Annotated in this window: 17 protein-coding genes and 1 tRNA gene; 8 read left to right on the top strand and 10 right to left on the bottom strand. The window is 41.9% G+C overall.

Annotation, left to right across the window (positions count from 1 at the left end; genetic code table 11):
• The first annotated feature begins 1 nt into the window (after position 1).
• The 8 genes from AC6H4V_RS02120 (at position 2) to pdxH (ending at position 11484) form a co-directional block, all read left to right on the top strand.
• Entirely contained in the window at positions 2-1108 is a 1107-nt protein-coding gene (locus AC6H4V_RS02120) for a response regulator (protein WP_497607283.1), read from the top strand.
• A gap of 85 nt (positions 1109-1193) precedes the next feature.
• Positions 1194-2327, top strand: coding sequence for an HD domain-containing phosphohydrolase (locus tag AC6H4V_RS02115; protein ID WP_497607282.1), 1134 nt, complete (start codon positions 1194-1196; stop codon positions 2325-2327).
• A gap of 3 nt (positions 2328-2330) precedes the next feature.
• Entirely contained in the window at positions 2331-6257 is a 3927-nt protein-coding gene (locus AC6H4V_RS02110) for a response regulator (protein WP_497607281.1), read from the top strand.
• A gap of 17 nt (positions 6258-6274) precedes the next feature.
• On the top strand, positions 6275-6691 hold the full coding sequence (locus AC6H4V_RS02105) for a BLUF domain-containing protein (RefSeq protein WP_428729235.1): 417 nt from the start codon (positions 6275-6277) through the stop codon (positions 6689-6691).
• A gap of 10 nt (positions 6692-6701) precedes the next feature.
• Positions 6702-6965 carry a hypothetical protein gene (locus AC6H4V_RS02100; protein ID WP_428729234.1) on the top strand — a complete coding sequence of 88 codons (264 nt, stop codon included), beginning with the start codon at positions 6702-6704 and terminating at the stop codon, positions 6963-6965.
• 35 nt (positions 6966-7000) lie between these two features.
• Positions 7001-8518, top strand: coding sequence for an ABC1 kinase family protein (locus AC6H4V_RS02095; protein WP_497607898.1), 1518 nt, complete (start codon positions 7001-7003; stop codon positions 8516-8518).
• A 63-nt stretch (positions 8519-8581) separates the two neighbouring features.
• On the top strand, positions 8582-10831 hold the full coding sequence (locus AC6H4V_RS02090) for a sensor domain-containing diguanylate cyclase (RefSeq protein ID WP_497607280.1): 2250 nt from the start codon (positions 8582-8584) through the stop codon (positions 10829-10831).
• Positions 10832-10845: 14 nt separating this feature from the next.
• The gene (gene pdxH / locus AC6H4V_RS02085) at positions 10846-11484 is read left to right on the top strand and encodes a pyridoxamine 5'-phosphate oxidase (RefSeq protein ID WP_497607279.1); all 639 of its coding nucleotides are present in this window, start codon (positions 10846-10848) and stop codon (positions 11482-11484) included.
• Positions 11485-11511: 27 nt separating this feature from the next.
• Here the strand turns inward: pdxH and AC6H4V_RS02080 are convergent, their stop codons facing one another.
• The 10 genes from AC6H4V_RS02080 to guaA form a co-directional block, all read right to left on the bottom strand.
• Complete coding sequence (locus AC6H4V_RS02080; RefSeq protein WP_428729232.1) at positions 11512-11676, bottom strand: hypothetical protein; 165 nt, start codon at positions 11674-11676, stop codon at positions 11512-11514.
• Between the two features lie 100 nt (positions 11677-11776).
• A tRNA-Leu gene (locus AC6H4V_RS02075) sits at positions 11777-11861 on the bottom strand.
• A gap of 51 nt (positions 11862-11912) precedes the next feature.
• A complete protein-coding gene (locus tag AC6H4V_RS02070) occupies positions 11913-12227 on the bottom strand; it encodes a F0F1 ATP synthase subunit C (protein ID WP_428729231.1) in 315 nt (104 codons plus the stop codon).
• Between the two features lie 145 nt (positions 12228-12372).
• Positions 12373-14538, bottom strand: a complete 2166-nt coding sequence (locus AC6H4V_RS02065; RefSeq protein ID WP_497607278.1) for a polyribonucleotide nucleotidyltransferase — start codon at positions 14536-14538, stop codon at positions 12373-12375.
• Entirely contained in the window at positions 14528-15190 is a 663-nt protein-coding gene (locus AC6H4V_RS02060; protein WP_497607277.1) for a phosphoribosyltransferase, read from the bottom strand. The genes AC6H4V_RS02065 and AC6H4V_RS02060 overlap by 11 nt, the downstream gene beginning before the upstream one ends.
• Positions 15191-15194: 4 nt before the next feature.
• Positions 15195-17438 (bottom strand): LPS-assembly protein LptD, encoded by a 2244-nt coding sequence (locus AC6H4V_RS02055; protein WP_497607276.1) that lies wholly within the window; start codon positions 17436-17438, stop codon positions 15195-15197.
• Positions 17401-17850 carry an RDD family protein gene (locus tag AC6H4V_RS02050; protein ID WP_497607275.1) on the bottom strand — a complete coding sequence of 150 codons (450 nt, stop codon included), beginning with the start codon at positions 17848-17850 and terminating at the stop codon, positions 17401-17403. Before AC6H4V_RS02050 ends, AC6H4V_RS02055 begins: the two co-directional genes overlap by 38 nt.
• 1 nt (position 17851) lies before the next feature.
• Positions 17852-19117 (bottom strand): phosphoribosylamine--glycine ligase, encoded by a 1266-nt coding sequence (gene purD / locus AC6H4V_RS02045; RefSeq protein WP_497607274.1) that lies wholly within the window; start codon positions 19115-19117, stop codon positions 17852-17854.
• Positions 19118-19530: 413 nt separating this feature from the next.
• Complete coding sequence (locus AC6H4V_RS02040; protein ID WP_428729225.1) at positions 19531-20163, bottom strand: uroporphyrinogen-III synthase; 633 nt, start codon at positions 20161-20163, stop codon at positions 19531-19533.
• Between the two features lie 119 nt (positions 20164-20282).
• On the bottom strand, positions 20283-21833 hold the full coding sequence (gene guaA / locus AC6H4V_RS02035) for a glutamine-hydrolyzing GMP synthase (protein ID WP_497607273.1): 1551 nt from the start codon (positions 21831-21833) through the stop codon (positions 20283-20285).
• Positions 21834-21894 lie beyond the last annotated feature (61 nt).

The following is a 21894-nucleotide window of genomic DNA, read 5'->3' as shown; positions in this document are numbered from 1 at the left end:
TATGAAACCAACGATTCTTCTTGTAGATGACTCTGCTCAAAACCTTGATATCATCGCACAAATACTCAAAAATGAGTACAGCGTCAAAGTAGCAAACAGCGGACATAAAGCACTCTCTTACCTACAAAGCGGCAAAAAGCCAGACCTTATCTTGCTTGATATCTTGATGCCGCAGATGGATGGGTATGAACTCTGCACACTTCTCAAAGCCGAGGATACACTCAAAGAGATACCCGTTATCTTCCTCACAGCACTCCAACAAGAGGATGATATGCTCAAAGGTCTTGAACTCGGCGCGGTGGACTATGTCATCAAGCCCGTCTCCCCTCCCGTACTCAAAGCGCGCGTGGGTACGCATGTCAAACTCAAACAGTTTCAAGATTCACTCAAAGAGATTATCGATGAGAAAGAGACGCTTTTACTCCAACAGTCCAAAATGGCGATTTTGGGCGAAATGCTTGAAAACATCGTCCATCAGTGGAAACAGCCCATCTCTATGATCTCTATGTCAAGTGCGAACATCCGCATAGATATGATGCTGGACAATCTCAACCTCAAAGAGCTTGATAGCGCACTTGAGGGGATAGAGTCTTCCGTAGAGCACCTCTCCCAAACAATGGATGATTTTAGAGATTTTTTACACGAAGAGAGCCAAGCGCATCCACAAAACATCAAAACAATCATAGAGCAAACTATCGAGCTTATCGGCTCTAAGTTGCATCTTTTTGATATTGCGCTTGATGTGGATGTTGCAGACTTTGAGATGCCGCTCTTTAAAAACGACCTTATCCAAATAGTGATAAATATCTTAAGCAACAGCATCGATGCACTTGCAAAGCAGGAGGGCAAAAAAGAGATAACCATCCGTTTTGTAGAAGAACAAGAACAGGTCAAACTCCTTCTTTGCGACAATGCAGGGGGTATCAAAGAGGAGCTTTTAGAGAAGATTTTTGACAAATACTTCACCACCAAAGAGGAGAAAAAAGGGTCTGGAATCGGTCTGTATATGTGCCGCATCCTAGCCACAAAACGTCTCAAAGGTACGATTGTTGCCACAAACAAAGAGCAAGGAGCATGTTTTGAAATCACACTTCCAAAAAAAATATAAAAAATCTTCTCAAGTGCGACACTTCTGCGACACTTTTGTTATAAGATTTGCTTAAAATGTTGCTATGTAAAACAAGAGGTAAAAAATGAACCAAAAAACGATTTTAGTAGTTGATGACGCGCCTGACAATCTTATGCTTCTCTCCAATCTCTTAAAGCAGAAGTACAAAGTAAAAGTGGCAAACAGCGGCGAAAAAGCGCTCAAAGTCATCTCAAGTGACCAACGCCCAGACCTTATCCTCCTTGACATCTTGATGCCTCACATGGATGGCTACGAAACACTACGCCGTATCAAAGAAGATGAGGCGACAAGAGATATCCCTATTATTTTTCTCACAGCACTCAGCGATGCAGAGGATGAAAAGCACGGGTTAGAGTTAGGTGCGTCCGACTATGTCACCAAACCCATCTCTCCTGCCATCATGATGGCGCGCATCAAAACACAGCTTGAAAACAAAGCGGCGGCGGATTTTTTGAAAAACCAAAACAGCTTTCTTGATGCAGAGGTACAAAAGAGAACCGAGGAGATTAGCGCTATCCAAGAGGTCACCATCTCAGCACTTGCTTCTTTGGCAGAGACGCGCGACTCCGACACGGGCAACCACATCAAACGTACCCAGCACTATGTCAAACTTCTAGCACAACACCTCCAAAAAAATCCAAAATTTGCACCCTTTCTTGATGATGCCATGATAAAAACACTCTTTATGTCTGCACCACTCCACGACATCGGCAAAGTAGGCATTCCCGATAGCATCCTCCTCAAACCGGGGCGTTTTACTCCTGAAGAGTTTGAGATTATGAAAACACATACAACACTCGGCGCAGAGGCTATCGCGCGTGCCGAAGAGGATTTGGGCTTTGAGGTGAAGTTTCTCAAAATCGCCAAAGAGATAGCACTCTATCATCAAGAAAAGTTCGATGGCAGCGGTTATCCTAAGGGGCTAAAGGGGGAGCAGATTCCTTTTAGTGCCAGAATCATGGCAGTTGCAGATGTTTATGATGCGCTCATTAGCAAAAGAGTCTATAAAGAGCCCGTAAGCCATGAAAAAGGCGTTGCCATCATGCGAGAGGGCAGAGGTACGCACTTTGATCCAGATATATTTGATGCCTTTTTAGAGATACAAGACACCTTTTTAGAAGTCGCACTCAGATATGCCGATGCTGAAGATGAACTCCAAAAGAAAAAAGAGCATCTCAGTCTCTTTGCAAGGGAGTAGTCCATGAAAAAGATCTCTTTTTTGCTTCTTTTTCTCATCTTTTTTGCACTCTCTTGCTCTGCCGCGCAAGAGCCAAAAGAGCTCTTTTTCACGCAAGAGGAGAAGGAGTGGCTTGCCAAACATCCAACCATCCGTTTTGCAGGCGACCCAGACTATCTCCCCTATGAAGGCTATGATACGAGTGGCAACTACACAGGTATCGCAGCAAACTATCTTGCTTTTATCGAACAAAAAACTGGTGTAAAGTTTCAAAAAACCATGGCTTCTTCATGGCAAGACACCACTATGAAACTCCATCGCGGCGAAGTAGATATGATAACCAACTACATCAACGATGGCAGAGAAAAAAGCAGATACCTCATGAGTGAGCCGTTTTACAGAAGCCTTGTTGTCATCGTAAAAACAAAAAATAAAACAAGCTATATTCCAGATTTAGGAGAGCTTGTAGGTGAGAAAATAGGTGTTGTACGAGGCTACACTTTTGTTGACCCGCTGATAAAAAGATACAAACATCTCAACTTTGTTTACCACAAAGATCTTCATGAGCTTTTTGAAGCTCTCTCCTCTGGTAAAATCGATGCGGCACTCGCCTCCATCACCATCGCTTCGTATGAGATAGCGACACATGGGTACCACCACCTTCAAATCGTGGGTGAAACCCACTACTATATGGAGCTTGGTTTTGAGCTTAAAGAGGAGTTTGCACCCTTTGTTGGCATCATAAACAAAGTTCTCGCCTCTATGACACCCTTAGAACACTCGCAGATGCTCAAAGAGTGGGTTGATTTGAGGATAGAAAAAACCCCTACTAACTATCTGCTTCTTTTTTCACTTCTTTTTTTAGCGATTGTTCTGCCGCTTCTGTTTTTCTACTGGAACAAACAACTCAAAAAAGAGGTTGAAAAAAAGACTTTTGAACTCTCGAAAATTTTGAGATTTTTTGATGAACACGTTATCAGTTCACGAACAGATTTGGATGGAAACATCACCGATGCGAGTAACGCATTTTGCCGTATCAGCGGCAATACCAAAGAGTACTTGATGGGCAAAAACCACCGTATCTCCAAACACCCAGACAACGACCCAAAAGTCTATGAAGATATGTGGAAAACCATCGCATCTGGCAAAGTCTGGAGAGGAAGAGTTATCAACAAAAAACGCGATGGCGGCTACTACTGGGTTGATAGCACTATAGAACCTGAGTATGACTACAAAGGGAACAAAGTAGGTTATATCTCTATCCGTAATGATGTAACAGCTGAAGTGGAGCTCCAAAAACTGATGCGAAATCTCGAAAACATCGTAGAGAAAAGGACACATGAGCTCTCGCTTCTAAGCGCGCAAAACGAAGCTATTTTTCAAGCGGCAACCATCGGCATTCTCCTGTTCAAAGAGAGAAAAGTCATCAAAGCAAACGATGTCGTTTGTGCGATGCTTGGCTACACACGCTCAGAGATTTTAGGCAACGCAACTAGAAACTGGTATCTCAGTGATGAGGACTATGCGTATGTAGGCTCTATGTACTCGCTTGTTGCAAATGGAGATATAGCGACATGGGAGGTAGAGTTTAAGAGAAAAAATGGTGAAGTTTTTTGGGTCAAATCCCATATGAAGCTTATCAATCCAAAGAATGTCGATGAGGGTATCGTCGCAACCATCGAGGATATCTCACTAGAAAAAGAGCGCTTTTTACAGATTGAAGCAGCAAAAAGAGCAGCTGAAGAGGCAACCAAAACAAAGAGTGCCTTTTTGGCAAACATGAGCCACGAGATACGCACACCCATGAATGCCATCATCGGTATGACCCACCTCGCCCTCTCCAATGCGATTGATGCTAAACAGAAAAACTACCTCAACAAGATAGACACGGCAGCTAAAAATCTTCTAGGCATCATCAACGATATTTTGGATTTTTCTAAAATCGAATCAGGAAAGATGAACTTTGAAGAGATACCCTTTAACCTTGAAGATGTCCTTGAAAATGTCTCTAGCCTCAACATCTTAAAGATTCAAAACAAAGGGCTTGAACTTCTCTTTGACATGGACGCCGCACTGCCGACACTTCTTCTTGGCGACCCGCTTAGAATCGAGCAGATTTTGACAAACCTCGTCTCCAACGCTGTTAAGTTTACTGAAAAAGGGGAGATTAAGATACAGATTAAGCTTATCGCCAAAAATGCAACGGAGTGCGTCTTAGAGTTTGATGTTAGCGACACGGGTATCGGGCTTAGCCAAGAGCAGCAACAAAAACTCTTCCAAGCCTTCTCTCAAGCAGACTCCTCTACCACAAGACAGTATGGCGGCACAGGACTGGGGCTTACTATCTCGAAGTATCTTGTAGAGCAGATGGATGGAAATATCTGGGTAAAGAGTGTTTATGGCAAAGGAAGTACCTTTGGCTTTAAGATAAGACTCAAACTCCAAGAGAAGCAAAAAGAGTTTCTTCACATCAAAAACAACCATCTTCCAAAAGTGTTGATAGTAGATGACAACGATGCAGCACGTGAGATTTTGGAGAGTATGCTTCGCTCTCTTAAGTTTGAAGTTGCAACAGCAAGCGGAGGCGAAGAGGCGATAGAGATGCTCCAAGTGGCACAAAGAGAAGCAAGCCCGTATGAGCTCGTACTTATCGACTGGATGATGCCAAAACTCGATGGCGTCGATACCATCAAAATGATAAAAGAGGATGCACTCCTAACCCCGCTCCCAACTTTCATCATGGTTACGGCGTACGACAAAGATGAGATGATGCAAAAAGCAAAAGGGCTCCAAATCGAAGGCTTCATCACAAAACCAGTCACCCCATCTTCTCTCTTTGACACCATCATTAACACCTCGCAAATCGTAGTGCCACCAAAACAAGAGGAGTACAAAAACGTCTCACACACTGACGCCCAAACACTTCTCAAGGGGGCGTATGTGCTTCTTGTAGAGGATAACGCGCTCAACCAAGAGTTTGCCATGGAGGTACTAGAGAAAATCGGTATCTTAGTCGATGTTGCAAGCAACGGCAAAGAGGCATACGAGATGGCAAAAAACATCAACTATGACGGTATCTTGATGGATTGCCAAATGCCTATCATGGATGGTTACGAAGCGACAAAACTCATACGTCAAAGCTCTAGCTACCCCGATGTTCCCATCCTTGCACTCAGCGCCAATGCGATGGAGTCAGACAGAAAACTCTCCCTTGAGAGTGGTATGAACGACCATGTCTCCAAACCTATCGATGTAAGAGTTCTCTTTGAGACGATGGCAAAATGGATCACTCCACAGCATAAACCATCACAACAAGATACGTATGAGAGTAGCGCAAAAGTCGAAAATGAACTCGACTTTAAGATAAATGGTTTAGACCTTAAAAATGCTCTTGAGCGTGCAGGCGGAGATGTTGCTTTTTTACAAAAGATGCTCAAGCGTTTTGCCCAAACACAAGGCATCTGGATAGAGGAGATAGACAAACTCCTCGCACAAGAGCAGCGTGAAGATGCCCGCAGAGAGACGCACACACTCAAAGGATTGGCAGGAAATATCGGCGCAATGACCCTCTTTAACCTCACCAAAGAGATAGAAGAGAAGCTCAAAAGTGCAGACGAACAAAGCGCAAAGCTTCTCATCCCGCTGGCAAAAGAGGAGCTTAGCAGCGTCATCAAAAACATAACTGATTTTTTTGCAGATACCATAGAGGAAAAACAAGAACACCACACGCTTGTAGGTGCCCAAAGAGAAGAGCTCAAACATGACATCAAAAACGTCGTAACGCTTTTAGATGAGTACGACGCTGAGGCACTAGGTGGCATCGAGAAAATCGCACCGCTTCTAGAAGATTTGGGCTTTGCCAAAGAGGCGCAAGCGCTTTTAGAAGCGATAAATGCGTATGAGTTTGAAACAGCAAAAGAGATACTTTTAGGGTGCAAAATCCCATCTTAAAAAAAGGAGGTAAAACAATGATACGTTTAGTTTATGTAAGTAGTGCAACCAAAGAGATGCACCAAGAGGAGCTTCTTGAGCTCTTAAAACAGAGCCGCGAGAAGAACAAAGAGAAAAATCTCACAGGAATGTTGCTCTATGCCAATGGAAACTTTTTTCAAGTCTTAGAGGGGGAGCAGAGCGATGTTATCGCGCTTTACAACAAAATCATCAAAGACGAGCGACATCGCAACTGTTTTGAGATAGACCAAAGCGAGATAGAGGAGCGCACTTTTGGCGAGTGGTCGATGGGATTTAAGTACCTCACCCTAGAAGACAAAAAGTCGCTAGAAGGTTTTAGCGAGTTTTTAGATAAAAAGATGCAGCCTCATGAGTTTGCTGCCAACCCAAGCGAAGTCGTAGAACTCCTCTACAACTTCAAACAAAACATATAAGGAAAAAGTGATGTTCAAAGATTTACTCTACACAGGTATCGGTGCCGCAGTTGTTTTGAAAGAAAAAGTAGAAGCTGAAGTAAAAAAACTTCAAGATGAGGGCAAGATAAAAACAGATGACGCAAAGAGCTTTTTAGACTCCATCGAATCCAAAGGAAGAGACGAAGAGCAGCGCATCAAAGAGCAGTTCAAAAATGCGCTCAAAGAAGTTATCGATGAGCTAGGCATTGCGACAAAAGCAGATTTGGAACAACTCAAAGAGAGTCTCAAATAGAAACTTTGCTCAAAAATGCAGCGCTCTACTCCCCCATGCGGGTGGTAAAAGTCTTCTCTTTTTTACTCACCATCTATCTGGTGATAAAGAAAAAAAAGAGTTTTTTACTTCTCAAACCCATGGGCGCAAAAGAGCTCAAAGAGACCATCACTACGCTTGGAGCGAGCTTTGTAAAACTCTCACAAGTCCTTGCAACAAGAGCTGATTTTTTTGACAAAGAGTACCTTCATGAGTTAAAAGAGCTTCACGACCAACTCCCGCCAATGAGTGCGGCGGAGTTTGAAAAAGTCTATGCAAGAGCCTTTAGAGAAGGAGCTTTTTTAAATTTTGAAAAAGAGGCTATCGCCTCAGCGTCCATCGGGCAGGTACATATCGCCCATACACATACAGGGCAAAAAGTGGCAGTAAAACTCCGACGCGAGGGGATTGAGAGGAGAGTTAGAGCCGATATCATTATCATCTCCCTCTTTAACGCCCTCTTTCGTCCGCTTTTTTCAAACACAACCAAAAACTCCATCGAGGCGGTTGTGAGTGAGTTTGCAAAGATGATACTCCAAGAGGTAAGCCTCACTCAAGAGCTCAGAAATCTCCAAAAATTTGCATCTGTCTATAAAGATGTGGGCGTTAGATTTCCCACGCCATTTGTAGAACTTTGCAGCGATGATGCGCTTGTGATGAGTTACGAAGAGGGTTTTCGTTTTGATGACAAAGAGAGTATCTTCAAACACAAGATAGATTTTCGCTCCATCATCGCCAAACTTGTCGATTTTTACACCACGCAAATGCTCATAAATGGCTATTTCCACGCCGACCCACACCCAGGAAATCTCCTTGTGAGCAAAGAGGGCGAACTCATCTTACTTGACTTTGGCATGGTCAAAACAGTACCAAACAACTCCAGAGTTGCCATCATAGAGCTCATCAAAGCTGCAAATGAGCAGGATTATGAACGCTATATCGCTGCATCTAAAAAACTAGGAACAGTCGCCTATGAAGCGCCCATCTCTGAACTAGCCGAGTTTACCTCCAAAATGTTTGAGATATTTTCCAACGAAAATCTCAGCAGCGAATCCATGCAGCAACTCGCCTTTGAAGTACTAGAGTCCACAAGAGGACTCCCTTTTAAACTCCCAAGCGACGCCATCTACATCCTACGTGTCAGTGCCATCGTGGAGGGCTTAGGGACAACCTACATAGAAAATTTTAATGGCATCAAAGATATCTTGCCCATCTTACAAAAAAACATCCCCCGAGCCTTAGGCGCAAAAGAGAGCATTCTAGAAACACTCATAGAGGAGATAAAAGAGATTCCTTTTCTTGCAAAAGACCTCAAGTCGGCAGTCAAAAAAATAAGCCAAAATGAGCTCCAAGTAGAGCTCTCCCTAGATCAGCTAGAGTGGATAAAACGCGACTTCAAAGAGAGCCAAAAAGCAACCGCCATCTCTTTTTCGCTCATGCTTTTGGGCATTTTTGCCCTTCTCTACGACAAAGAGCTCAAGGTTCTCGCCGCAACACTCCTCGCCTTTGGCATGGCAAGAATTTTATACAAATAAGGATAAAAATGTTTCAAACGATTTCTGCAAAAAAACAAAACGCTTTTTCTCGTCATCGCAAGTGTGCTTCTTTTTTCAACGGTGCTCCTCATCTTTGTCTATTTCAACCAAAAAGAGAAGCTCCAAAATCTCGAAGGTGAGTACCATGAAAACATCAAAAGCACCTATGAAAAAATTCTTGAACAACATCAAAATTTTTATAAATTTAGATTGCTCAATGTTATCAACATCAAAGGTGTTCGAGAGGCTTTTTATAACCAAGACAGAGAGGCTCTTTATACACTTGTAACACCCCATTTTGAGATGTTTAAAGAAGAAAACAGCTATCTAAAAATCATGCATTTTCATTTGCCAAATGGAGACTCCTTTTTAAGACTTCACGAGAAAGAGAAGTTTGGAGACAACATAGCGCAAAAAAGAGCCATGGCAAAAGCGATGCATGAACATAAAAAGCCACTTAATGGCTTTGAGTCTGGTATCTATATGCTAGCATACAGAGAGTTTATGCCTCTGTTTTACCAAGAAAACTATATAGGCTCTTTGGAGATTGGAAGCAGACCCGATCAGATTTTAGCCCAGATGGACTACCTTTTTGATCTAAAAGGAGCGCTTTTTGTCAAAGAGAACAAAATCATTGAGTACGCAGAGAAGAGCAATCTAAAAATCGGGGATTATAGACTTCAGTACAACACACTTCAAAGTGAAGCACTTCTTCAAATAATCCCAAAAGAGTATGATTTTAGCTCAAAGATAGAAGTTTATTTTCAGGACAAAACGTATGTGCTCTACCCTTTTGATATTTCTGATTATGAGGGCAAAGTGAGCGCAAAAGCACTCTATTTCCATGATATAACACAAATGAAAAATATCTTTAAAGAGACTGTACAAAAGCTGCTCTTTTTGCTTTTAGGGCTTATGACAGTGCTCATCTTTGTCATTCACAAAGGGTTTTCAAAGATTATCCAAACGATTCAAAACATCAACGATAAACTCGTAAAGAGCGTTTATGAGCTAGAGAACAATAAACTTTTTATGGATTCTATCGTTCAAAATAGCGCACATGGTATTATAGCGACTGACAAAAATGGAGTGATTACTCTTTTTAACAAAAAAGCTGAGTCGATACTCCTTTATGCAAGCGATGAAGTAGTCGCAAAACATACGCCAGATATTTTTCACCAAAAAGAGGAGCTCTTAAGAAAGGAAAAAGAGTTTCAAAAGCTCTTTGGCATCACACTGAAAAAACCGTTTGAAGTCCTCGTAGCAAAAACAGATTTGGGGCTTCAAAATGATGATGAGTGGATTGTTGTAAACAAAGCAAACCAAGAGTTGGTCGTAGCGTTGCATATCACCTCTTTGCTCGATTTGGAGGGCACGGTGCGTGGTTATTTGGGAATCATGCAAGACCTAAGTGCATCCAAAATCAAAGAGAAGCAAATAGCCCAATACATAGCACTTATCAACAAAAATATCATCACTTCCACAACAGACCTTCAGGGCAATATTACCTACGCTTCAGAAGCTTTTTGTAAGATAAGTGAGTACACTAAAGAGGAACTCATAGGACAAAATCATAGGATAGTACGGCATCCAGAGACCCCTAAAGAGATTCTTGAAACTATGTGGGAGAAGATAGTAAATGGAGGATTTTGGGAAGGTGAGATAAAAAACAAAACCAAATCAGGCGGTTTTTACTGGGTTGAAAATAAAATTTATCCGATTTATGATGCAAAAACAAACAAAAAAATTGGATACACGGCTATCAGGCAAGACATAACGGATAAAAAAATTATAGAAGAGATAAGCATTACCGATGGACTTACACACATCTACAACCGACGTCATTTCAACGAACTTTTTCCAAAGATTATCAATGGTGCAAAAAGAGATAATTCTCTTATCTGTTTCTTGCTTATGGATATAGACCACTTCAAACAATACAACGACAACTACGGTCATCAAGAAGGAGACAATGTTCTTGTAGCGTTCGCTACTTGTCTTAAAGAGACGTTTAAAAGAGCAGGCGACACAGTCTTTCGTTTGGGTGGAGAGGAGTTTGGTGTTATCTACAAAGCAGACGACACCACAAAAGCGCTTGAGTTTGCTCATAGAGTCAAAGAAAACATTGAGGCTATGAAAATCCCACATGCACACAACAGTGCAAGCCCATATATCACTGCCTCAATGGGTTTAGTATGTAAAAATGTCTTGAGTATAAAAGATATGGACGAGATATACAAAGAGGCTGATGACCTACTCTATATATCCAAAAAGAGTGGCAGAAATAGAGTAATACCAAATGCCATTAACTAGCCAAAGGAGACAAAGTGTTAAACCTACATGATATGCGAAGAGAGTACAAACAGAGCGAGCTTGATGAACACAGTGTAGATGCCAACCCGTTTGTGCAGTTTGAAAAGTGGTTTGTTGAAGCCAAAAATGCACAAGTTTTAGAGCCAAACAGTATGCTCCTAGCGACAAGTAGTGCGCAAAACATCCCCAATATCCGCGCTGTTTTACTCAAGATATTTGACGAGAGAGGTTTTGTTTTTTTTACAAACTACACCTCAGACAAAGCAAAAGAGATAGAAGAGAACCCAAATGTAGCAGTAGAGTTTTTGTGGCTAGACCTAGAGCGTCAAGTCCGTATCATCGGCACATGTGAGAAGATCTCCAGTGCAGAGTCTCTAGCCTACTTTATGAAACGCTCCCGTGGCAGTCAGATAGGCGCATGGGTAAGTGAGCAGAGCAAAATCATAAGCTCAAGAAAACTCCTCTCCATGGCGCTAGAGAAGATGAAAGAGAAGTTTAAAAACGGCGAAGTGCCTCTTCCTGACTTCTGGGGTGGCTACAGAATCATTCCAAACAAAATAGAGTTCTGGCAAGGCAGAGAAAGCCGCCTCCACGATAGAGTTCTTTATACGAAAGAAGAGAACCAATGGGAAATCTCAAGACTTGCACCGTAAACTCTTTTGTTTTCATAAAGCATAATGCTATTTTGGAAGTGAGGCTTTAGCCTCGCTGAGTTGCTTGAGCAACATCCCCTCAATCTCCTCTTTTGCTTTTTTAAGATTTTTTACATTTTGCGTATTGCACGCATTATGTCCATAGGTAGAGGGTTTTTTGATGGAATTTAAAACTTTTTCAAAAGCATTCATAGTATCTCCAAATAGTTGATTTGAAAAATTATAGAAAAAAAGTGTCGCGGAAGTGTCGCAGTTGGTTGATTGTGAAAAAGAAAATGGGAAAAAAGATATATGGTGCGACCGGGGAGATTTGAACTCCCACACCCGTAGGGCGCTACCACCTCAAGGTAGTGTGTCTACCGTTCCACCACGGTCGCATTTAGAGGTTAAAGCACCAAAGAGGTGCTTTATGGGTTACTTAGAGTTGATTAACCTAAGTATGGGTTAGCGTAAAGTGCTATAAGAGCAATTACAAGTGCGTAAATAACCTGAGCTTCGATCATCGCAAGAGCGATAAACATCGTAGTCATAAGTTTTGCACCTAAACCTGGGTTTCTAGCAGTACCAGCGATTGTTGCAGCAGCAGTATGACCCATACCGATAGCTCCACCAAGTGCAGCAAGACCAAGACCAAGACCTGCAGCGATCATTGAGTACGCTTTAAGTGTTTGGTTTGCAACATCACCATCGTTTGCTAAAGCAGCAGTAGCAAGTGCAACCATTAAGAAAATAATTTTTTTCATAAGTTTCTCCGTTATAAAGTTTTACAAATCTTCTCGGCTCACGTAACCACACTTTTGGTGTAGCAACCCATACATAAATGCAAGGATTTCCCTACTGAAATTTGATAGCGAATGATACACATAAACTTCTAAAAGTAAGTTTAATTTACACGATTCCTAAAGAGATTTTGTTCCCTTTGAACTCTAAAACCTCTACTTTTACCTCTTGCCCCTCTTTGAGGACATCACTTACCTTCTCAACTCTTTGCTCAGATATCTTAGAGATATGCGCAAGTCCGTCTGTTCCATCTGGAAGCTCTATAAATGCTCCAAAGTCAACTATCTTTTTAACAGTTCCTTTATGGATATCGCCTACTTTATACTCTATTTTAGGAGTTTTTGGCGTGTTGACGATGCCCTCTATATGCTCTCTTGCAGCTTTGACACCGCTTTTGCTCTTGCCTGTTACTTTTACTTTTCCATCTTTTTTATCTATATCGATAGCCACTTCAAACTTCTCGATTATCTCACGGATAGTCTTTCCAGCTTGTCCTATGATGTCGCCGATAAAACTTGGGTTGATGTGGAAAAAGTCACTGCTTGGTAAAACACCGTCATTAAGCTCTATAGATTTTTCAGCTTCTATCATGATATCTATGATATGCGCTCTACCCTCTTTTGCCTGATAAAGTGCCTCTTTTAAAACTGCAAGGCTGATACCGCCGAGCTTGATATCCATCTGCATAGCAGTAATGCCCTCTTTGGAACCTGTCACTTTAAAGTCCAAATCTCCATCATGGTCTTCAAGTCCCATGATGTCAGAGAGGATAGCGTATTTATCACCCTCGCTTACCATCCCCATAGCAATGCCCGCAACCACGTCGCAAGTCTCTATCTCCGCAGCGCGTAGTGCCATGTAACCGCCACAAACCGTTGCCATAGAAGAAGAGCCGTTAGACTCTAAAATCTCTGAAACCAATCGGATAGTTCTTCCCTCAAAATCAACTATTGGCTCTAGCGCTCTTTTTGCAAGATTTCCATGCCCTAGCTCTCTTCTCTTTACCCCCGTTATAGGCGATGCTTCACCAACGCTAAATCCAGGGAAGTTGTAGTGAACCATAAAGTTCTCATTTTGCACACCATCGTCTGTAAGCATCTCAAACATCTGTGCATCTTTTGGTCCACCGAGTGTAAGAACTACGAGCGCTTGCGTCTGCCCACGGGTAAAGAGGCACGACGCGTGTGCTTTTGGAAGTACATTTGTGCTTATAGAAATCGGTCTGATTTCATTGAGCGCTCTGCCATCAGCACGAACTCTTTCGTTTAGTATCTGGCTTCGTACCTGAATGCGCTTTACTTTTTCTATCGCATCTTTGAGCGTCACCTCATCCCAATGCTCTTGCTTAAGCAGAATTTTTTTTCTAAGAGCTCTAAGCGCTGTGGAGCGTTCAGACTTTGCCATCTGGTTCATCGCGGCTTTGATATCTTCAAAATGGTGTGTGCGCACATACGCTACCATATCTTCATTGACAACATGCACCTTATACTCTATCTCATTTGCCTCTTTTTGAAACGGGGCAAAAGAGCTCTCATACTTTGTGTTGTTCTCAAAAAGAAGCTCTTGTGCTTTTTCCAAGATAGAGACCAACTCATCCTCTGCAACAGCGTTAGAGACGTGTTTTGTCATAAGCGGCGCGCTGAGTGTCGGGTATAGGAGTGGGTCGATGATAAAATCAGTATCTACCTGATTTGAACCGATACTTCGCATCTCTATCATCAAAAGATCCTCTTTTGAACCTGAGAGGAAGAGGTCAAGTGTTGCGTCTCCAAGCTGGGAGAGTGTTGGGTTTAAAACTAGCGCACCATCTATTTTTACTGCTCTGATAGCCGATACAGAGGTGTTGATAGCGATATCACTCACAAAGAGTGCCGCTGATGCCGCGTTAAGAGCTAGCACTTGAAGGTCTGCCTCTTTGTCAACACTAAGCGCTAAAATAGTTATCTGTGTCGGATGCCCAAACCCTTTTGGAAAAAGAGGGCGCAAAGATCTGTCCACGATGCGTGAAGTAAGTGTTTCAAAATCACTCGGTTTTGTTTCGCGTTTAAAAAATCCACCAGGGATTTTGCCCGCTGCATATGTTTTTTCGATGTACTGCACAGTAAGTGGGAGAAAATCATCTTTGACAACCTCAGTCTCATCGATAACAACCGTTGCAAGGAGCACTGTATCGCCACTTCTAAGCCACGCTGCACCATTTGCTTGTTTTGCTACTTCACTAAAAGAGTACTCTTCTTCTCTATTTTTCAAATCTACTTTTACATCATATTTCACTTTTTTCTCCTAATATTTTTTCTATTCGTTCTTCATCTATCTTCTCTAACTCTTCATAATAAAGAGCTGTTTCAACATAATCATCTATCTTGTGCAGATAAAACACATTATCCGCAAAGGGTTCCAAAAACTCAAGCACATCTGTAGGTATGACAGGAGCTGTTATGTAGATGGCTTTTGGCTTCATGGCAAGAATGGCTTTTAATGCGGTGAGAAACTTAAGCCCAGTTTCACTTCCCTCATCGATGAGCATAACTATCTGATTTTGCATCGATGTAAAAGGGCGCCCTTTTCTATACTGATAGATGTAGCTTAAAATCTTCTCTTCATGTTTTCTATGCGCTTCACCGTAGATATAGTCGTACTTGATACCAAAAGCGGTAACGAGGTTTTCATTGATAACTATCTCTTCTCCCTCGCAAACCCTTGCTATCTCGCACTCATGGTTATTTGGAGCTAAAATCGCCTCTGAGAAGAGAAAATCTATACTGTTTTTGTATTTGCCACGGACATGATAAGCAAGATCCAAACCTCCCTTGGATACCGCGATGAGCTTCCAGTTCTCATCTTTGAGCTTTTGCATCGGGATAACATCATAGAGCTTTTTTGCTGCGTCCTCACGATTTTTTAAGATATTTTTATACTTTCCCATACGCTTAATTGTTCTCTGATTTATCAGGAAGTCTATATGCAAATCCTGATGCATTGCTGTTTGGCGACATAATAGGTTTAAGTCGTAGGGTTAAGTAGATATATCTATCATAAACAGAGTCGGAGATACCGCTTAAGTTTAAGATAGGTCTGTTGTTTTCAACATATCTAAGTCCAAAATCCCAACATCTTTTTTGATATAAAAATCCTATCTCAAAGCCTCTCTTTTGGCTTCTCTGTAAATCATAACTATGTCTATAGCTATAAGAGTAGTGCTTGTCGTATCTATAGTTAATACTTGAAGTCAAGTAACTTGTGATGGGTGTTGTAGTTGGCGTATCAGGCAAAAAGCTATCTTTGTACATATGTGAAAGCCCCAAATCAAAACTCGAAGTTCTATAAGAGACCTGATTGAAGTTTTTAGAAAAATCACTCTCATCATAGTTATAAACCATGTTGTTATAAAAATTCAAATTATCCGTTATCTGATAGTCAAGTTCATTCTCTATCTCATCTGCGACGTTGCTATTATAAGAGATATTTTGGCTCACTCTATGGTAGAGAATCTGCTCTCCTAAAACATCATAAAGATAGTGCGCAAAATAGAGTTGCAATCTTTTCTCTACACTAGCTATATTATAAAACTCACATCGTGCCGCATACTCTGGGTCTGTAGCGTTGCTAGCGTAAGAGCAGTAGTCATCTCTTTGTTGCGGCGTAAAAAGCTCCATTTGCTCATCATAGTACCCATTTTGCGACTCTAACCCATCCATTTGGTACTGTGTTCCAACCTCAATAACGTGCGTAAAAGTCTCAAATGCACGGGTAAGTTGTGTTGATGCGCTCAACTGGTGGTAGTTTCTGCCAAAAAGACCGCTATCATACTCTAAAGAGTTGTTTTGCACGCTATTTTCACCATTAAAGTCAGTATGCTGTGCATAAAAATGAGAAGTATATGCCACATTTAAAAACTCATCAAAAAGTGATGCTTGAAGTGTTACAGGGATGTTCATATCTGTTTGCACCGCGCCAACACCTGCTTGTCTGTAGTAGTTGTTGCTCTGGATATCCATACTATAGCTGAGATGATTTTCTAACCATGTGTCAAGATAGGTATGGTAGTGGAGTGCTGGAAGATTTTGGATAGTCTTTTCATTACTATCAAGCGTCAAATCCTTGTAGTGCTTGAAGTAAGCACCCATATAGTCATCATCTCTGTTATAAAAAGCGTTGATTCTTGAGAGAAGTTGCGTTGTTGTTGCATTTTGGGTTGTGTCGTTTGTCGAGAGGTTGATGTAGTCAACGTCGTTCATGTTTACTATATCAGCATAGATGCCAGACTGCCCCTCAAGCGTTGTCCCAAACCATTGGTTGATAAAATCATCGTTTTGGTACAAGAAGTTAAAACCATAGTGCTTATCGTTGGCAAGTTGGCTATCGCTAAAATAGCTCTGTTTCTCTTTAAAGTAACCCGCAGTCAGAGAGCCTTTGGATGTTTTACTATCGACAAAGCGAAAGGTTGAGTAGAGTCCCTCTCCTCTGTTTGTTCTGATTTGAGGTTTTAGTTCCAAATCCCACCAGTTCTGTTCTGCTATAAAGAGCGCTTGTTCATAGTAAAGACCCTCTTTTGTTGAGTAACCAACCATCGGAGGCAACACACCCGTTCTTCGTGTTGTGTCAAGCGAGTAACCAAAATAAGGGGTGTAAAAAACAGGGATATCGTAGAGATAGATTCTTGTATTGTAGAGATTTAGCCACATCGTGTCGGTGTTATACTCAGAGGAGGTAAACTCCATCTTCCAAAGAGGGTTGTTTGGGTCACACCCGCTCATAACTCCGGATGTCACTTCTACATCCGTATCTTTTGCATACCCCTCATCACCGCTGAGCCAAACATCTGATGTCTTTTCGAGCATAAAAAATGGCTGAAATGTACGCTCTTTGTTTGCTATGTTTAACTTAGCGTATTCGCCTAGAAGCTTGATGTTCTCCCCTTGGCTTGCCGCAATATTTCCAAAAAGCTCTAAATCGCCGCTATTTCTGTCATAGCGCGCTTTTTTTGCACTTAGCTGATAATCTTGATAGATAACTACTACATCACCGTCTGCTGTAACGATGTTCTCTTTTGTATCCATCGTAGTGGCAAACACCTCTACCTTAGCATCCTCTGCCCATACGCTTGCTGCAAAAAAGAGCAGAAAAAGAGCAACCCTAGACATCGACAACCACTGTTTTAGCACTTTTGTCATGCCAAGCTTGTCTGAGTGGGTCTAGCACTCCCCATAAAAATCCCAAATAGAAGAGCATCTCGCTCAACACTCGAACAACCCCGCGATTGAGCGCTACAACAACATTTGGCTTTTGCAATGTTTTCATCTCCACAACTCTAATTTTTACAAGAAGTTTTCCCACCGTCGCACCATACTGCATCACAAAATAGGCTTGATAGACAACTTTTATCGCCATATACTCTAAAACAAACTGGTTGGTGAGAAGAATCATCTCTTCGACTGTTTTTGCCTCAAAAAAGGAGTCCCCGAGTGAGAGAATAAGCAAAAGAGAGAGTAGCATCTCATCGATAAAAAAAGCAAAAGAGCGTTTTTTAATCGATGCGAGATGCATCCCCTCGCGGTGCATTCTATCTTGAATCTCTTCGTTCATTTTAGAGTGCTTGGTACGCTATATCGGTTCGCAGTTTCTTACCTGCAAAATGAACCTGTCCGCATCGCATATAGGCTCTGTCTCTTGCCTCTTTGATGGTATCGCCAAGTCCTACACACACAAGCACTCTTCCGCCATCTGCATAAAGCTTATCATCTACTCTGCTCACACCCGCGTAAGAGATGTGTGTATATGCCTCAATCTCCTCATGGCAGACATCATCCACGATAATCTCAGCAGGAGTTGAGTTGCCATAAGGGTAGTTTGCACTTGCCATAACGACGCCAACTGCATACTGCTTTGAAAACTCTACTTTTATCTCGCCTAGTCTTTTTGTAGCGGCTTTATAGAACATATCGCTCACGCTTGAAGTCATAAGCGGCATAAGTATCTCACACTCAGGATCGCCAAAACGGACATTAAATTCTAAAGTAATCGGCTCACCTTTAACAACCATAATTCCGATAAAAAGCACGCCCTCAAATGGCGCACCCTCTTGCTGCATCCCATCAAGTGTCGGGCGGATAATGCGCTCTCTTACTTTTTGGTAAAGTTCCTCATCAACCAAAGGCGTTGGCGCATAAGCACCCATACCGCCCGTGTTTGGTCCCTCATCGTTGTCTTTGAGCCTTTTGTGGTCTTGTGCCGCTGGAAGAAGGATATAGTCTTTACCATCACAAACTGCAAACATAGAGAGCTCGTACCCATCAAGATACTCTTCCACGATTACCTTGCGCCCTGCATCTCCAAAACTCTTCCCGCTTAGCATCTCGGAGATAGCGATTTTTGCCTCATCATGTGTGAGTGCGATGATAACGCCCTTGCCACCGCAAAGTCCATCCGCTTTTACAACGATAGGAGCGCTTAGCGTCTCAGTAAACTTAAATGCTTTTTCGATAGAATCAGTCTCAATGTAACGTGCTGTTGGGATGTTGTACTTTGCCAAAAAGTTTTTCATATAAACTTTTGAGCCCTCAAGTTGTGCCGCCTCTTTGCTTGGTCCAAAGATGACAAGTCCGTGCGCTTTAAAGATATCTACCACGCCATCCACAAGCGGAGCTTCTGGTCCTACGATAGTAAGCCCAACACCGTTTTCTTTGACAAACTCCGCCAAAGCGTTATAATCTTTGATGTTAAGATTTGTCCCCAAAGAGGAAGTCGCGCCATTTCCAGGCATAAAAAAGAGTTCATGCGCCTCTTGTTCATTTAAAATTGCGCGTGCTATAGAGTACTCTCTGCCACCATTGCCGATAATCAAAATCTTCATAAAAACTCCAAAATTAGTTCAAAAATCTGTTCAAAATATCTAAAGAGCGCCTCTCAATATCTTCAACAAATTTTTTCAATCAATAGCCCGAGCAGCCGTTTCGCGTTTGGCTTAGTTCTAAAAAGCCGTATTTGGGCGAAGCGAGGCTCTCTAACGGCGGCATTATCTCGACAGAGTAAACGTATCTCAAACGATAGCACCAACACACAAGAGCGCTACTAGTTCGCTATGTGAAAATGTAGAACCCTCATAATGCGATAAGGCGAACTCCCCAGACTACTAGAAACATTATACAAAACTATTCATAAAACTCTCTTTACGCACTTTTGCAAAATATTCTTAGAAATGAGGTTTCAACCCCGCCCCAGTTATGTTTAACGGGGCTAAAGCCCCATTTTAAAGAGAGTTCAAAACTACTTAAGAGCAAGCTCAATACAGCTCTCTATGGAGGTATTTTGACTTACTATATGCTCAACTCCCTCTGGCAGACAGTTAGCTGTTGTCGTGCCGATGACGATTACTTTGGCATTTGGGTGGATAGTGTTGTTTTTTAAAAAGCACTCTATGGATGAGGGAGAGGTAAAGATGAGCGTGGAGTCATCATTCACTCTTACATCTAAAATCTCTTGTGAACACTCGCTCACATACAAAATCTCTTCCTCTATGCTATAGCCCTCATCTCTGCTTCTTTGCACAAAATCAGATGCGACAAGCTCTGCACGGAGGTAGAGCCATCTTGTCTCTTTTGGGTACTCTTGTATATATTTTGCAAGACTATCGCCATATCCATCACCGGTAGCTAAAATTTTACCACCGAACTCACTGTACGCATTGGCTGTTTTGATGGAGACACACAAAGAGGGTATCTCTATAAAATCCTCCCGCTCGTACTGTTCTAGTGCTTTTACGGTCTGTTTGGATGTAATGATAAGATAGTCATAATGAGAAAAGTTGATGTCAGGCTTTAAAAACCTGACATCTAAAGACTTAACATTGATGGCATGCTCACTTTTGGAAGTGGCAAAGAGGTAGATTTTTTTTGGCATACAATTATTCCTTCTTAAATTATCAAAAATTTAGTGTAATTTGGAATGTTTTAAACTGCAGACATAGTGAACTATGTCGAAGTCTAATCATTTCAAAGTGTGCTGAAATTTTGAATAATTTATTCCCACTCGATTGTTGCTGGTGGCTTTGAGCTTATGTCGTAAACAACACGGTTGATACCATCCACTTCATTGATGATACGTCTGCTGATACGCTCTAAGAGGTCATGCGGAAGATGCGCAAATGTTGCCGTCATACCATCTACTGCTTCAACAACTCTCACACATACCGTGTTGTCATACGTACGGTTATCACCCATAACGCCGACTGATTTTACATTGAGCAGTACTGCAAAAGCTTGCCAAGTTTTTGCATAGTAGCCGCTTGCTTTTAGCTCATCAAGTAAGATAACATCCGCTTCTCGAAGCAGCGTCAAATCTGCCTCATTGACATCACCCATGATACGAATCGCAAGTCCTGGTCCAGGGAATGGATGGCGGTTTATCATCGACTCTGGAAGTCCAAGCTCCAGACCGATTTTGCGCACTTCATCTTTAAAAAGCTCTCTTAGCGGCTCGATAAGTTCAAAATCCATCCAATCAGGCAATCCACCAACATTATGGTGTGACTTGATAACCTCGGATGGACCATTTACAGAGATAGACTCTATAACGTCAGGATAAAGCGTGCCTTGCGCTAAAAACTTGATACCGTCATGTTTTTTAGCCTCTTTTTCAAACTCTTCTATAAATGTATGTCCGATAATTTTGCGTTTTTTCTCTGGGTCACTCACGCCTGCAAGTTTGCTTAAAAAACTCTCTCTTGCATCCACAACGACCAAAGGCACTTTGAGGTTAATCTTAAAAACCTCTTCAACCTGCTCTCTCTCGCCTTTGCGTAAAAGTCCATTGTCAACAAATACAGGAACTAACTGCTCTCCGATAGCTTCATAAAGCATCGCAGCAACAACAGAGCTATCCACTCCACCGCTTAGTCCGCAAAGAACTTTGCCTGTTCCTACTTTTTGGCGGATACTCTTTATCTGCTCTTTTAAGAAGTGTTCCATCTTCCACTTCTCTGTAACGCCACAGATAGTTCTTGCGAAGTTGCGAAGCATCAAATAGCCCTCTTCAGAGTGCTGAACTTCAGGGTGATACTGCATCGCATAGATACGTCTTTTCTCATCGGCGATAGCTGCATAAGGAGAGTTTGCAGATGTGGCAATAGGAGTAAATCCTTCAGGAAGCACATCTACCTTATCGCTATGGCTCATCCAAACAATGCGCCCATCATCACAATCTTTTAAAAGTGGTGAACAGTTGTTCTCATAGTTGTTAATCGTTAGTTCAGCTTTGCCATACTCATGGTGATTTGAGCGAATAACGCTACCGCCAAAGTCAACCGCAATTCTCTGCATACCGTAGCAGATACCAAGCACAGGAATCCCCATGCTATAAACACCTTGATCCACAACGTAGGCATCTTTGTTGTAAACAGAAGATGGACCTCCGCTTAAGATAACGCCTTGTGGGTTTTTTGCTTTGATATCTTCTACTTTTGTATGGTAAGGAAGAATCTCACAGTAGATTTTATCTTCACGTAAGCGACGAGCTATAAGCTGGGTATATTGAGACCCAAAATCTAAAACTATAATGCTGACATTTGTCATATAAATACCTTTGAAAAGAGTGTTTGAAGAGGGTTATGTACCCTTTTGATAGCAAAAGGAT

The organism is Sulfurimonas lacustris (genome assembly GCF_059705355.1).
This window is presented reverse-complemented; position numbering and strand designations above follow the sequence as displayed.

Excerpts from the sequence above, each read along its gene's own strand:
- AC6H4V_RS02120 (WP_497607283.1), top strand. The coding sequence starts at position 2 with ATGAAACCAACGATTCTTCTTGTAGATGACTCTGCTCAAAACCTTGAT.
- AC6H4V_RS02115 (WP_497607282.1), top strand. The coding sequence starts at position 1,194 with ATGAACCAAAAAACGATTTTAGTAGTTGATGACGCGCCTGACAATCTT.
- AC6H4V_RS02110 (WP_497607281.1), top strand. The coding sequence starts at position 2,331 with ATGAAAAAGATCTCTTTTTTGCTTCTTTTTCTCATCTTTTTTGCACTC.
- AC6H4V_RS02105 (WP_428729235.1), top strand. The coding sequence starts at position 6,275 with ATGATACGTTTAGTTTATGTAAGTAGTGCAACCAAAGAGATGCACCAA.
- AC6H4V_RS02100 (WP_428729234.1), top strand. The coding sequence starts at position 6,702 with ATGTTCAAAGATTTACTCTACACAGGTATCGGTGCCGCAGTTGTTTTG.
- AC6H4V_RS02095 (WP_497607898.1), top strand. The coding sequence starts at position 7,001 with ATGCGGGTGGTAAAAGTCTTCTCTTTTTTACTCACCATCTATCTGGTG.
- AC6H4V_RS02080 (WP_428729232.1), bottom strand. The coding sequence starts at position 11,676 with ATGAATGCTTTTGAAAAAGTTTTAAATTCCATCAAAAAACCCTCTACC.
- AC6H4V_RS02070 (WP_428729231.1), bottom strand. The coding sequence starts at position 12,227 with ATGAAAAAAATTATTTTCTTAATGGTTGCACTTGCTACTGCTGCTTTA.
- AC6H4V_RS02060 (WP_497607277.1), bottom strand. The coding sequence starts at position 15,190 with ATGGGAAAGTATAAAAATATCTTAAAAAATCGTGAGGACGCAGCAAAA.
- AC6H4V_RS02055 (WP_497607276.1), bottom strand. The coding sequence starts at position 17,438 with ATGACAAAAGTGCTAAAACAGTGGTTGTCGATGTCTAGGGTTGCTCTT.
- AC6H4V_RS02050 (WP_497607275.1), bottom strand. The coding sequence starts at position 17,850 with ATGAACGAAGAGATTCAAGATAGAATGCACCGCGAGGGGATGCATCTC.
- purD (WP_497607274.1), bottom strand. The coding sequence starts at position 19,117 with ATGAAGATTTTGATTATCGGCAATGGTGGCAGAGAGTACTCTATAGCA.
- AC6H4V_RS02040 (WP_428729225.1), bottom strand. The coding sequence starts at position 20,163 with ATGCCAAAAAAAATCTACCTCTTTGCCACTTCCAAAAGTGAGCATGCC.
- guaA (WP_497607273.1), bottom strand. The coding sequence starts at position 21,833 with ATGACAAATGTCAGCATTATAGTTTTAGATTTTGGGTCTCAATATACC.